This window comes from Shinella sp., assembly GCF_035998705.1.
Taxonomy (GTDB): Bacteria; Pseudomonadota; Alphaproteobacteria; order Rhizobiales; family Rhizobiaceae; genus Shinella.
This window is the reverse complement of record NZ_DASYHH010000011.1, coordinates 13422-26920: the sequence shown is the minus strand read 5'-3', so window position 1 is coordinate 26920 and position 13499 is coordinate 13422. Positions and strand designations below refer to the sequence as shown.

The window sequence follows — 13499 nt, the reverse complement described above, 5'->3', positions numbered from 1 at the left end:
CCATGACATGGCCCGCACCCCTCCCGGGGATGGCGGATTTCCCGGACGGCAGCAACAGGTCCTCAAATCGTAAAGCATGTCAGGCACCCTTCAAGGCAAAGGCCTTGGCCGCAAGGCCGACGATGTGATCGGCAATCGGCATGGCGGAGGTGGCGGCCGGGGACGGCGCGTTGCAGATGTGGATGGTTCGCGACGTTTCGCGGATCAGGAAATCATGCACCAGCGTCCCGTCCCGCATCACCGCCTGCGCCCGTATTCCCGGTGGATGCGGTTGCAGGTCGGCGAGTTCGAGCGCAGGAAAATATCTTTGGCAGGCCTTGAGATAGCGGCTGCGGAAGGCCGAATTCGCCATTTCGTCCAGCCCCGATCGCAGGTTGGCATAGAGAGTTTTCCAGAAGCCGGGGAACCCCAGCATGTCCTTCACGTCGCCGGCATCGAAGCCGAGCTTGCCGTAGTTCTCGCGCGCCATCGACAGAACGGCGTTCGGCCCGACGGTCACGTACCCCCCGATCATTCGCGTCAGGTGAATGCCAAGGAAGGGCAGATCGGGATCGGGAACCGGATAGATCAGATGTTTGACGACGTGGTCGTGGCGCGCGGCAAGCCGATAATATTCACCCTTGAACGGCACGATGGCAAAATCCCCGCCGACACCGCACATCGCCGCCAGCCTGTCTGCCCGCAGACCCGCGCAGGCGATCAGATGGCGGGTCTTGAACTCCGGTCCCCCTGCCAATCTGATGGCGACATCATTGGCACCTTCGCGCAGATCGACAACCTCCTCGCCGTACCGGATTTCACCACCACCGGCGACAAATAGTTCCGACATCTTCTGTGTGACCGCCGTGTAGCCGACGATCCCGGTCCTGGGGCTGAGAAGCGCGCCAAGACCGGTGATGTTGGGTTCCGCCTCGCGCAATGCCGCACGGTCCATGCGCACGAGGCTCAGGCCGTTTTGTGTGGCACGCGTGTAGAGCGCGTCCATCCGGGTCATGTCCTGCCCTGTGGTTGCGACGAGAAGCTTGCCGCATTGTTCGTAAGGCAGGCCGTGCTCCCTGCAGAAGGCGATGGTCGCTTCCAGGCCCCTGCGGCAGAATTCCGCCTTCAGGCTGCCGGGAGCGTAATAGATCCCGGCATGAATGACGCCGCTGTTGCGTCCCGTCTGGTGGGCGGCCAGCCGGTCCTCCTTTTCGAGAACGAGGATATCGAGGCCCGGACAGGTCTGCTGCAACCGCAATGCGGTTGCGATGCCGACGATGCCGCCGCCTATGATCGTCATGTCGGTCACGTCGAGATCCTCGTTCGCCGATCTGCTCTTCCGGGGCGCAACCGCTGCGCCCCGATGCTTCATGCCGGTTCGATCAGGCAATCGGCCTGATCTTCTGCTTGCCGTGTCTGCGTTCCCAGTCGGCCCATTCGTCGTGTGCGTTGATGTCGCGCACGATGGTCGGCTCGTTGAAGGCGAAATCGGCGATCTCGTCCTTGCGCAGGCACACCACGCCCGGGTGTTTCAGGGCGTAATCGAGGAAACGGCTGAGCGAGCGCACGCGGAACGGTCGTCCCTGCACGCGGTCGTGGGTCGAAATCGACATCATCCGGCGGCGTGTTTCAGCTTCTTCGTAGAGTTGGTCGAACTCGTCCTTGAGCTGCTGTTCGTATTCGGTGTTGGTGAACTTGTAGCCTTCGAACTGGACGATATCGTTCAGGGTCAGCGAATAGGGCACCACGGCGAAATCCTTGCCCCGGACGGGAATGAGGAACGGCTCGTCGCGGCTGACATCGTCGATATGGTAATTGAAGCCTTCGTCCTGCAGGATCTTCAAGGTGTTGACCGTGCCGCGCATGGCCGCGCCGTTGTACCCGGTCGGGCTGACGCCGGTCGCGCGCCGGATGCTGTCGATATTGTCGCGAATGAATTTGCGCTCTTCCGCCTCCTGAAGGTCGACCTGCATGATCCAGTCACGCCCGTGCGCCGCCGCTTCATGGCCACGATCGACGATCTCCTTCGCCACGGCCGGGCTGCGGTCGACCGCGCTGCCGACCATGTGCGACGTCACCTTCACCTTGTGCTTGTCCCAAAGGTCGAGCATACGCTGGACGCCTTCGACATAGCCGTAGCGATACCAGCTCTTCGTCGGGAAATCGGGATAGGAAGGGTCCATGTCGATGAAGCCGGAAAAGGGGCCGCCCGGGCCATAGGGCGCTTCGCCACCCGCTTCGAACTGCATGGAAATCGAAATCACGAGGCGGACATCGTCCGGCCAGAACGTCTTGCTCATCGCTGTCTCCGTTATTTTGAGAACCGTTGAAGAAGCGGCGCACGGACCTGAAATCGCGTGCGCCGCCTGGGTTTACTTGACGCCCCAGATCGCCTTGTAGGCGTCGCGGTAGCCGTTCTCCGGGTCGTAGACGAAGTTGGCACCGCCATCGGCGGTCACGTTGTCGGGCGTGAAGAGATGGACGGGCGCCACAAAGCCCGAGTGCTTTTCGCCGGCGAAAGCGCGGTTCAGCTCGTCGACCGCCTGCCAGCCGTGCAGCGACAGGGGCTCCGCCACGGTGCCGTACTGGTAATAGTTCTGCTGGATGCGCTGGAAGGCCGCCTCCGAACCGTCGCCGGCGGAAATGTTGCGCGGATAGCCATCCGTGTCCTTGCCGGCCGATTGCAGCGCCGAGGCCATGAAGTCGATCGGCAGATCGTTGATGGTCAGCGAATAGGTCCACTCATCGCCATAGCGCTGCAACAGCGCGTTGGTCAGCGGCGGCATGCGGGTGCTGGCCTCCGAAAGCGGCGTGTCCTCGATCGTCAGGAGCTTGCAGGTCGTGCAGGCGCGGATGATATCGGCCATGGCATCGGATTTCGCGATGGCGATTTCGTAGACGCTGTCGGTGAAGATCACCACGCCCGCCTTGCCATCCGAATTGGCGACCGCGAAGTAGGCGGCGGCCTTGGATATTTCGAGCGGATCCGTCGTGATGTTGGTGAAGATCGAATGTTTCTCGGATGGCCCGGTGCCGGCGGTGGAATGCCAGCCGACGATCTTGATGCCGGCCTCGGCCGCCTGGCGGATCGCTTCCGCCTGCTCGTTGGCATCGACGGAGCCCAGGATGACGCCGTCCGGCTTCAGGGCGATCGCCTGCTGGAGGGCGGCCGACCGTCCCGAGACGGAGCCTTGCCCGTCGATCACGCGGACGGTCCAGCCAATGCTTTTTGCCGCATCCTCGACCCCCTTCGACACGCCGAGCACGCCGCCATTGCGCTGGTCTGCCGAGATATAGACGATCGTCTTGCCGGTCTGCGCCGCCGGGCCGGTTGCCGGGCCGGTCCAGGCGGGATTTTTCTTGCCGGCTTCGGCGACATAGGCCTTGGCATCGGCCAGCACGTCGGCATGCGCCGGAGCGGCCGGAGCCGTCATCAAGGTACAGCCGAGAAGGGCGACGGTGGTTCTGAGCATCGGTGTCATGGGATTTCCTCCTGTTCCCGTTGAACGTCAGTCTTTGGTGATGGCGGGTGTTTGTTCCGGCATCGCGGCCGGTTGCCGTGCATGGCGAACGGATGTGCGCTTGCGCTGCGCGTAGCCAGCAATGCCGATGGCGATGAGAAGCGTCGCGCCGTTGAAAAGCGGCTCGATGTAGAACGCGCCGCCGAGCTGCTGGATGCCGGAAATGCCGACCGCCAGGATGACGACGCCGCACAGCGTGCCCCAGACATTGACCCGTCCGGGCTTGATGGTGGTCGACCCCAGGAACGCCCCGACAAGCGCCGGCAGCAGGAATTCGAGGCCGACGCTCGCCTGGCCGATGCGCAGTTTGGCAGCCAGTACGATACCGGCGAACGCGCCGATGAAGCCGGACGCGACGAACGCTCCGATGACATAGCGGCGCGTGCTGATGCCGTTGAGCGCTGCCGCGCGCGGATTGGCGCCAATGGCATAGAAGTAGCGGCCGATCGGCAGGTAATCCGCGACGATCCACAGAACGACCGCCATGCCCAGCACGTAGAAGGCGGCGATCGGCAGACCCAAAAGCTTGATCGTGTAGATCGCGGTAAAGGCGTTCGGCAGCATGCCGATGATCTGGCGGCCTTCGGTGTGCCACAGCGCCAGGGCATAGATCACCGTGCCGGTGCCAAGCGTCGCGATGAAGCTGTCGATCTGCGCGACTTCGACGAGCAGGCCATTGATGAGGCCGAGCAGGCACCCCAGTAACAGCACGACGATCACCGTGGTGACCCAATCGAACCCGTAGAGCGTTTGCAGGCTGATCGCCAGGATGTGCCAGATGACGATGCCATAGCCGACCGTCAGGTCGATGCGGCCGGTCATCATCGGGATCATCGCGGCCAGCGACAGCATGGCGATCACCGATTTTTCGCCGAGGATCGCCCGCAGATTGAGCATCGTCGGAAAGGTCTGCGGCAGGATCAGCGAAAAGACGGCGATCAGGCCGAGGGTCAGCAGCGGCAGCCCGTAAACGGGAACCAGACGCGCCGCGCGGCGAGCGAAGGGCAGGCCCTCGAGATCGGATTTCGTGGGCTCCAACGCATTGGACTGGATGGATTGCATGGCCTTATTCCCCGGTAACGTGTGGTGCCGCGGCAAGCGAGGCGGCATTCAGAAGCGATGTGATGGTGATGTGGGGCTCAGCCTTCTCGGCAACGATCCGGCCGTCGCGAAACACATAGGCGCGGTGGCACAGCGCGGCGATTTCTTCGAAATCCGTGGAAATCAGCAGCACGCCCAGTCCGGTTTTCAGCGCGTCGGCGAGGAGCGCATAGATATCCGCCTTCGAGCCGACATCCACCCCCGCCGTCGGGTCCTCGAGAACCAGCACCTTGCCGCCGATGGTCAGCCAGCGTGCCATGACGACCTTCTGCTGGTTGCCACCCGAGAGCGTCTCGATCGGCGCCGAAGGGTTGTTCGGGCGAATATCGAACCGCCGGCCGAGCGCCTCGGCTTCGGCCCGCTCGTCGCCGGCGCTTCGGGCCGTCAGGGGGCCGCGGCCGAGCAGGCCGGGATTGAGAAAGAGGTTTTCCTGAACGCTCATGCCCTGGGCGACGGATTCGGCGTTGCGATCCCCGGCCACCATGCAGAGGCCCTGCGCCACGGAATCACGCGGATGTTTCGTCTGGAGAACCTTTCCGCCCGACAGCAGAACCTCGCCCGCATGAGTGGTGGAGAGGCCGAACAGCGCGCGCCCGACGGCATCCTGGCCGGCGCCGCGCAGGCCGACGAGCCCCACGATCTCACCGGCGCGCAGGTTGAGCGAGACCGGGCCCACTTCGTCTGTCACCAGCCGCTCGACCCGCAGCACGTCGGGCGCATCTAGCGGCTTCGGCGGTCGGGCAAAGACGTCCTTCAGCTCGCGGCCGATGATCATCTGCACGAGCCTGTCGCCGGAGAGGCCGGCAACAGGCTCGTCGGCGACCAGAAAACCGTCGCGCAGCACGATCACGCGATCGCCGATCGCAAACACCTCGTCCAGCCGGTGCGAGACGTAGATCATCGCCACGCCACGCGCCCGCAACCGGCGCAGCACGTCATGCAGCAGGTCGACTTCCGATTGCGGCAGGCTCGCCGTCGGTTCGTCAAGCACCAGCAAGGTGGCATCCCGCGCCAGCGCCCGGGCAATCGCCACCAGTGATTTTTCGGTGCGCGAGAGATGCTGCACCCGCTGGTTCGGGTCGATGCTGGCCGAAACGATGGCCAGCGCATCGCGCGCCTTCCGCTCGGCAGCCTTCCAGTCGATCAGCCCGAACCGGCGCGGAAAATCGCCGTGCATCAGGGAAATGTTTTCGGCAACCGTCATCCAGTCGACGAGGCCGAGGTCCTGATGGATGAAAGCGATGTTGCCGCGCGACACCTGCGGATTGAAAGCTTCGCCGCGAAACCGGAACGTGCCGCTATCCGGCCGGTAAACGCCGGCCAGCATTTTGATCAGCGTGGATTTCCCGGCACCGTTCTCCCCGAGAAGCGCAACGATCTCGCCGGCACGGACGTCGAAGCTCACGGAACTTACGGCCCGCGTGCCGCCGAACCGTTTGCTGATGTCTTCGACCGAAAGCACGACATTGCTTAAAATGGCAGCCGTTTGCGCTGCCTGCTGGTTCCCCATGGCCCTGATCTCCTCCCAGAGACGCCGCAAGCGGTTCGTGACCGTTTTTGGCATATAGGCAGCATAATGCTGATTTCCGGCTTGTCTTGCATTCTACATTCGGCCATAAATCGTCTAATTTCGGACAAAGTGGATATGCGCGATGTTTTTGAACGGACGCCAGAAACAGGAACCCTCGGTCCGGCTTGTCGAGAACTTGTTCGCGGTCGCACCGGGCACGACCAGCCATCTGGTGTCGACGGCGCCGATCCGCTTCGACGTCCGGTCCGATCGTGAGGCAGGCGGTCAGCTGGTCTGTTGCCAGAGCGGCGAGCTGGAGCTGTCAGGCCCGAGTGGGCAATGGTTGATCCCGGCTGATCATATGGTGTTCATCCCCAAGGACCGCCCCTTCCGCATCTGGTCGAAGGTGCCGACCAGCCTTGTGGTGGTCAAGTTCTGCCGCGACGAGGTGCCGTGGCAACACAGCGGCTGCTGGGTCGGGCGGATCAGCGACTTCACGGCGCGCATGCTGGAATACGGGCAGCGCTGGAATGCGGAAACGGACGGTGCGGATCACCTGGCCGCCAGCTTCTTCGTGACATTGGGGGCGATGCTGCCCGGCTGGTTCAACCACGAGCGCATCATGTGGACGCCCTATGCGAAGAGCACGGCGGTCCAGCGGATCGTCGATCTCGTGCTGGAACGCGGTCCGAATTTCTCGGTGACGGAGGCGGCCGAACATGTCGGCATGTCGGAACGCACGCTACGGCGTCATCTGCAGGCCGAGATCGGCCAGAACTGGCGGGAGTTCATCCGGGAAATCCGCATGAACAGGGCGATGGAGCTTTTGCGCAACAGCCGGGAAAGCGTCACCAGCACGGCCTTCACGCTGGGTTTTGCCTCCAGTTCCGCATTCACCCATGCGTTTTCCGAATATGTCGGCAAGACGCCGAGCGCCTATGCGAAGAGCTTCGAACGAAGCGGCACCTTGCTTGCCGCTCGTTAGAGCCATCGCAGTCCTGGCATAGCGGCATGGCGCTGTCGCCCGCTCCAGTGCGCATGTGAACGCTGCGTCTTAAAGGTCGTAACGACGCAGGATATCCGCGATTTGAGCGTCCTGCTCCTTGCTCGGCAGCAGTGCGGGCTGGCGGCTGGCGCCGACGGATGAGTCCTGAAGGAAAAGCGCGCGCTTGACCATCGCGGGCGCAAAACCGAGCGCATAAAGGTCCGTGCGGAAGGCGGTGAAGATGGCCTGCTGCCTTTCCGCCTCGGCGATGTCGCCCGCGTTGACGGCCTTCAGGATGCCGGCGAGGACCTGCGGCATGGCATTGCCGAGGCCGGAGATGCAGCCGGCGGCACCGTTCTGCAAGGCCCAGAGCACAAGATGGTCAGGGCCGGAATAGACCTCGAAGCCGGCGATGTCCTTTGCGACGGCGAGATAGGCTTCCAGCGTCTCCCTGGCGCCACCCGAATCCTTGATGCCGGCGATGTTGCCGTGGCGGGCGAGCGTCCGGGCGGTTTCGGGCTCGATATGGTTCTGCGTGCGGGCCGGGATGTCGTAGAGATAGACGGGTGTCTTCACCGCATCGGCAACGGTCGAGAAATGCCGGATCAGGCCGTCCTGCGTGCAGGCGATGAAGAAGGGCGTGATGACGGCGATGCCGTCGACGCCGATGCGGTCGAATTCGCGCGCCAGCTTCACCGTCTCGAAGGTTGCGGGCATGCCGGCATTGACGATCACCCGGACGCGACCGCCGACCTCATCAACCACCTCTTCCGTCAGGCGCACCTTCTCTTCGAAGGTGAGCGCGGAAAAATCGCCGTTGGTGCCGGCGCACATGATGTTGTTGCCGGCCTCGACCTGACGGCGGACCTGCGCACGCGTCGCCTGATAGTTGATGGTCTCGTCCTCGTTGAAGCAGGTCACGAGGGCCACGAAGGCTTGCTTGGTCATGGAATGTTCCTTTGATTTGGCGCGCTCAGGAGGCGCGTTGAAGACGGGCGGCGCGATGGGCGGCCTGGACGTCGGGATCGGGGTCAAGGCCGGCCGAAAGGAGGGCACGGGTGTAGTCTTCCCTCGGTGTGTCGAAGACCTCGCGCACCGTGCCGAGTTCGACGATGTTGCCCTTCTGCATGACCATGACGTGATCGGCGAAATCACGCACCACCGGCAGGTCGTGGGCAATGAAGATGAAGGCGATGCCCATGTCCTTGCGCAGCGTGTCGAGAAGCGCGATGACCTGCGCCTGCACCGAGACGTCGAGCGCCGACACGGCCTCGTCGCAGACGATGAGTTGCGGTTCGAGTGCCAGCGCCCGGGCGATGGCGATGCGCTGGCGCTGGCCACCGGAGAACTGGTGCGGATAGCGGCCCATATGCTCCGGACCGAGGCCTACCTGAAGCAGGAGTTCGGCGACGCGCTCGCGCCATTTCGCTTTCGGCTGTATATCGGGATGGATGATCCAGGCCTCGGAGATCAGCTGATAAACCGTCATGCGCGGATTGAGCGATTGGGTCGGATCCTGGAACACCATCTGCAGGTCGCGGCGCAGCTTGTAGAGTTCGGCCGGCGACATCGTGAAGAGGTCCCTGCCCTTCCACAGCGCACTGCCGCTATCCGGTTCGTCGAGGCGCAACAGGATGCGGGCGAGCGTGGATTTGCCCGAGCCGCTCTCGCCGACGACGGCCATCGTCTCGCCGGCCATGAGATCGAAGGAAACACCCTTGAGCGCTTCAAAGGATCCGTAGCGCTTGCGCACGTCGCGCACGCGCAGGACGGGCTCGCGCGCCGCGGCCGGCTCGTGCATGGCGCCTTTGCCGGGTGCTGCGGCGATCAGCTTCCTGGTATAGGGATGCTGCGGGTTCTTGTAGACCTCGCGCACCGTGCCGGCCTCGACCAGCACGCCCTTCTCCATCACCACGACGCGATCGGCAATCTCGGCGACGACGCCCAGATCGTGGGTGATGATGAGGACCGCCATGCCGGTCTCGTCCTGCAATTCCTCGAGCAGCGCCAGAACTTCGGCCTGAACCGTCACGTCGAGCGCCGTCGTCGGCTCGTCGGCGATCAGCAGGTCCGGCCGCAGCGCCAGCGCCATGGCGATCATGACGCGCTGGCGCTGGCCGCCGGAAAATTCGTGCGGGTATTTGTCGAGCGAGCGTTCGGGCTCTGGAATGCCGACGCGGGTCAGGAGCCGCAGCGCCTCGGCCTTCGCCTTGGCGGAATCGGTGCCATGGGTGGTGAGCGCTTCGCGGATCTGCCAGCCGACCGTATAGACCGGATTGAGATGGCTCAGCGGATCCTGGAAGATCATGGCGATGCGGCGGCCGTTCACCTCGCGCCGCTGGTGCGCCGGCATCGTCAGCAGGTCCACGCCGTCGAGCAGGATTTCGCCCGAACTGATGCGGCCGGGCGGCATGTCGATCAGGTTCATGATCGCCGACGAAGAGACCGACTTGCCGGATCCGCTTTCGCCGAGGATCGCCAGCGTCTCGCCGCGGTCGAGATGATAGGAGATATTGCGCACGGCCTTCACCACGCCCGTGGCGGTGTGGAACTCGACGGAGAGGTTGCGGACGTCCAGGAGATGGTCAGCCATTCTTGCGACCCTTCATTTCGAGGCGCCAGCGCTGCACCGGATCGAGCGCGATGCGCAGCCAGTTCGACAGGAGGTTCAGCGACATGGTGGTGAGGATGATGGCAAGGCCCGGCCAGAACGACAGCCACCAGGCATTGGTGAGATATTGCCGCCCCTGCGAGATCATCAGCCCCCAGGTGATTTCCGGCGGCTGGATGCCGATGCCGAGGAAGGACAGCGCGCTTTCGGCCAGCATCACATAGGCGAAATCCAGCGTGGCGAGGGTCGTCAGCGTCGGCAGCACGACCGGCAGGATATGCCGGAACAGGATACGCTTCGAGGACGCCCCCATCACGCGGGCCGCCTGCACGAACATGCGCTCGCGGATTTCCAGCACTTCCGCGCGCGTCGTGCGCAGATAGACCGGGATGCGGGTGATCGAGAGAACCAGCATCAGGTTCAGGATCGACGAGCCGAGGATGTAGAGCACGATCACCGCGATCAGCAGCGACGGGAAGGACATGATGACGTCGGCAAGCCGCATGATCACCTGGTTGACGCGCGCCGAGGAGAAGCCCGCAACAAGCCCGAGCACCGTGCCGACGACCGCCGAGAGCACGACGGCGCCGGCGGCGACCATCATCGTGTTCTGCGTCGCGACGATGATGCGCGCGAACAGCGGCCGGCCGAGCGCATCCGCGCCCATCCACCAAAGCCAGCCGCGCTCCCAGTCGAAGGGCGCGGCGTTGCGGCCGCGCAGGTTCTGCTTGGTCGCGAGATCCCCGAGCCAACTCGGCCCGACGATAGCCAACACGATGATCAACAGCAGGAAGATCGCGGCGCAGAGCGCGAACTTGTCGGCAAGCAGCATGCGGAACATGCGCTTTGCAAAATGGGGCTCTTCGGTGAGAAGGGTATCGGCGGTCGGCAAGGTCATGGCGGCGCTCCTCAGTGCCGGATCCGCGGATCGAGCAGCGCATAGGCAAGATCGATCAGCAGGTTCATGAGGAAAATCGCCAGCGCTGTGACGAGGATGGCGGCGAGCACGACGTTGAAGTCGCGCTGCAGGATGGAATCGATCATCAGCTTGCCGACACCCGGAAAGCCGAAAATGGTTTCGACGATGACGGCACCGTTGAGCAGGCTTGCCGCCTGGTCGCCGATCACGGTGATGACCGGCAGCATGGCGTTGCGCAACGCATGGACGAAGATGATCGGCCCGGATTTGACGCCCTTGGCCCGCGCCGTCTTCACATAGGCCGACGACAGCGCGCCGATCATGGAGCCGCGCACGACCTGCACGATGATGCCGAAGGGGCGGATGAACAGCACCGAGATCGGCATGATCCAATGCAGGAGGGAGCCCGTGCCCGAGGTCGGCAGCCAGGCGAGATTGACGGAGAAGACGACGATCGCGACCACAGCCAGCCAGAAATCGGGCACGGAGGCGCCGACGAGCGAGATGACCGAGGAGAGGCGATCGAAGAAGCCGCCGGCACGGAAGGCGGCGAGCGAACCGACGACGATGGCCGCGCCGGTGACGAGGCTCATGGTGATGAGGGCCAGCCAGAGCGTCCAGACGAAGGCTTCGAGCACGACATCGAGCGCCGGGCGGGCCTTGCGGAGCGATTCACCGAAGTCCCCGGTCACGACATCGCCGACGTAGCGACCGAACTGCACCAGCAGGGGATCGTTCAAGCCGTGCAGTTCACGGAACTGCTGCTTCATCTCCGCGGAGGCCTCGACCGGCAGGAACAAGGCGGCCGGATCCCCTGTCAAGCGCGAGAGGAAGAAGACCATGACGATCAGTCCAACAAGGGAGATCAGACTGGCCACGGCGCGTTTTCGAACGAATTTCAGCATGGCGCCCTCGGGGGAATCGGGCGGCGGGATCATCCCGCCGCCTTGATTGCTGTTGTGCCCGGCAAACGTGGCGTTCGCCAGAACAGTTTACTTGATCTTGATCTCCGAGAGCTGGAGCGTTCCGTTGGTCGCCATGGTGGGCTTGAAGTCCAGGCGTTCGGAGACGCGCGAGAAGCCGACCATATGGAACAGCAGGACGTCGGCGACGACGTCGTCATGCACATAGGCGATCACTTCCGACCAGAGCTTGGCACGCTCTTCGCCGACGGCGGCCGAGGCGCGCTTGATCAGGTCGTCGACCTTCGGGTCGGAGAAGCCGGATTGTGTGCCGTCCGTCGCATACTTGAAGAACATCGAGAACGACGGATCGCCCTTCGAGTTGTCATGCATGGCGGCGACGAGCTGCGGGCCGCGGCCTTCCTTGAACGGCTTGGAATAATACTGCTCGTGCTCGGCGACCTCGACGAACTTCAGCTCGATCTTGAAGCCGACATCCTGCAACTGGGCCTGGATCGCTTCCATGATCTCGGTGACGTTCGGGAAGTTCGCCGAACGGGCGATGATCGTGATCGGCGTATCGACCTTGACGCCGGCAGCCTTGGCTTCCTCGAGCAGCGTCTTCGCGCCTTCGGGATCGAAGGGGAAGACCTTGACGTCGGGGTTCCAGCCGAGCGTCGGCGGCGGCACGATGGCGGTGGCAAGGAGTGCCCCCTCCGGAACGAGCGTACCGATGAAAGCCTGGCGGTCGATTGCCATGTTGAGCGCGCGGCGCACGCGAACATCGTTCAGCGGCTCGATATTATGGTCGATACGCAGATAGACCGTTTCGCTGTCGAGATAGGAGAAGTCCGTCGCCGGATTGGTGGCGTCGAGCTGCGAGATCGACGGCGAAAGGTCCGCCTCGCCCGTCTGGACCATGGCGGCGCGCACCGACGGGTCTGCACGGAAGAGATAGGTCGCTTCGGTCACCTCGGGCTTGTCGCCCCAGTAGTCGTCGCGTGCGGTGAGCACGATCTGCTGGCCCGGCGTCCAGTTCGTCAGCTTGTACGGGCCGGTACCGACCGGTTCGCGCACGAATTCGAGCTGCGTTTCCTCGGGAACGATGGTGAGGAGCGACATCAGGAGCGGCAGGATCGGCTGCACCGGATCGGCCTTGAAATCGATCGTGTGGTCGTCGACGATGGTCGGCGTTACCGTCATGCCGCCGAAGTAACGACGGGATTCGCAGGCGTTCTTGTCGCTCATGATGCGATCGAAGCTGTGCTTCACATCCTTGGCGTCGAACGTCGTGCCGTCGGAAAATTTCACGCCCTGGCGCAGGTGGAAGCGCCAGCTGCCATCAGCGTTCTGCTCCCACTTTTCGGCGAGGCGCGGCAAGACGCCCTTGCCGCCGCGCACATCGAGTTCGGTCAGCGTTTCGCTGACATTCTGCAGGATGACGCGGCCGATGTTCGAGCGGGTCGCCATGCAGGGCTCGAGCAGGTCGGCCTCTTCGGCCAGCACGATCTTGATCGGGCCGGATCCGGCGTGCGCCGGGGACAGTGCGGAGCCCAGCATGAGGGCGCCCAGTACAAGTAATTTCTTCACGACAGTTCCTCCCTAGTGAAATCGTCTTCAGGCTGATGTTGCTTTTCCGGATCGCGCGGCGAGCAAAGCCGCGCAACAGATGAGCCCGCCACCCAGAAAGGTGGTAAGGGCGATATGTTCGCCAAACAGCGCAAGTCCGCCGAAGGCCACCAGCGGCAGGCGCAGGAAATCGATGACGGAGGGATGCACGGCGCCATCGGGAGCACGCACGATCACGGCGTCGGCGGCAGCGAGCACCGCCGCGCCGACCGCAAACATCACGGCCATCGTGGCCTTGTGGGGGTTGCCGGCTTCCGGCATGAACATCCTCCTCCCGGCATCCTCTTGCCAGGCTGGCCAGACCATCCACCTTTCACTCAAGTTTGTCAAATTATTTTGCCA

Annotated in this window: 12 protein-coding genes; 1 reads left to right on the top strand and 11 read right to left on the bottom strand. The window is 63.6% G+C overall.

The genetic code is table 11. From position 1 onward, the window contains the following. Nucleotides 1-79: 79 nt before the first annotated feature. From lhgO to VGN93_RS09185, 5 genes are all read right to left on the bottom strand, one after another. Nucleotides 80-1279 (bottom strand): L-2-hydroxyglutarate oxidase, encoded by a 1200-nt coding sequence (gene lhgO, locus VGN93_RS09205; protein ID WP_327507355.1) that lies wholly within the window; start codon nt 1277-1279, stop codon nt 80-82. A gap of 82 nt (nt 1280-1361) precedes the next feature. After that, complete coding sequence (locus tag VGN93_RS09200) at nt 1362-2279, bottom strand: polysaccharide deacetylase family protein (protein WP_327507239.1); 918 nt, start codon at nt 2277-2279, stop codon at nt 1362-1364. Between the two features lie 72 nt (nt 2280-2351). After that, nucleotides 2352-3461 carry a substrate-binding domain-containing protein gene (locus tag VGN93_RS09195; RefSeq protein ID WP_414714068.1) on the bottom strand — a complete coding sequence of 370 codons (1110 nt, stop codon included), beginning with the start codon at nt 3459-3461 and terminating at the stop codon, nt 2352-2354. A 27-nt stretch (nt 3462-3488) separates the two neighbouring features. Next, nucleotides 3489-4562 carry an ABC transporter permease gene (locus tag VGN93_RS09190; protein WP_319315399.1) on the bottom strand — a complete coding sequence of 358 codons (1074 nt, stop codon included), beginning with the start codon at nt 4560-4562 and terminating at the stop codon, nt 3489-3491. A 4-nt stretch (nt 4563-4566) separates the two neighbouring features. Further along, nucleotides 4567-6111, bottom strand: coding sequence for a sugar ABC transporter ATP-binding protein (locus VGN93_RS09185; RefSeq protein ID WP_327507237.1), 1545 nt, complete (start codon nt 6109-6111; stop codon nt 4567-4569). Between the two features lie 142 nt (nt 6112-6253). On the opposite strand from VGN93_RS09185, the gene VGN93_RS09180 reads away from it, so the two are divergent. Next, a complete protein-coding gene (locus VGN93_RS09180; RefSeq protein ID WP_327507236.1) occupies nt 6254-7096 on the top strand; it encodes an AraC family transcriptional regulator in 843 nt (280 codons plus the stop codon). Nucleotides 7097-7165: 69 nt separating this feature from the next. Here the strand turns inward: VGN93_RS09180 and VGN93_RS09175 are convergent, their stop codons facing one another. The 6 genes from VGN93_RS09175 to VGN93_RS09150 form a co-directional block, all read right to left on the bottom strand. Then, nucleotides 7166-8044 carry a dihydrodipicolinate synthase family protein gene (locus VGN93_RS09175; RefSeq protein ID WP_327507235.1) on the bottom strand — a complete coding sequence of 293 codons (879 nt, stop codon included), beginning with the start codon at nt 8042-8044 and terminating at the stop codon, nt 7166-7168. A 25-nt stretch (nt 8045-8069) separates the two neighbouring features. Further along, the gene (locus VGN93_RS09170) at nt 8070-9689 is read right to left on the bottom strand and encodes an ABC transporter ATP-binding protein (protein WP_327507234.1); all 1620 of its coding nucleotides are present in this window, start codon (nt 9687-9689) and stop codon (nt 8070-8072) included. Continuing rightward, nucleotides 9682-10605 (bottom strand): ABC transporter permease, encoded by a 924-nt coding sequence (locus VGN93_RS09165; RefSeq protein ID WP_327507233.1) that lies wholly within the window; start codon nt 10603-10605, stop codon nt 9682-9684. Before VGN93_RS09165 ends, VGN93_RS09170 begins: the two co-directional genes overlap by 8 nt. An 11-nt stretch (nt 10606-10616) precedes the next feature. Further along, on the bottom strand, nt 10617-11531 hold the full coding sequence (locus VGN93_RS09160; RefSeq protein WP_327507232.1) for an ABC transporter permease: 915 nt from the start codon (nt 11529-11531) through the stop codon (nt 10617-10619). A gap of 87 nt (nt 11532-11618) precedes the next feature. Continuing rightward, entirely contained in the window at nt 11619-13088 is a 1470-nt protein-coding gene (locus tag VGN93_RS09155; protein WP_414714070.1) for an ABC transporter substrate-binding protein, read from the bottom strand. 57 nt (nt 13089-13145) lie between these two features. Beyond that, entirely contained in the window at nt 13146-13418 is a 273-nt protein-coding gene (locus tag VGN93_RS09150) for a hypothetical protein (RefSeq protein ID WP_319315376.1), read from the bottom strand. Nucleotides 13419-13499: the final 81 nt, after the last annotated feature.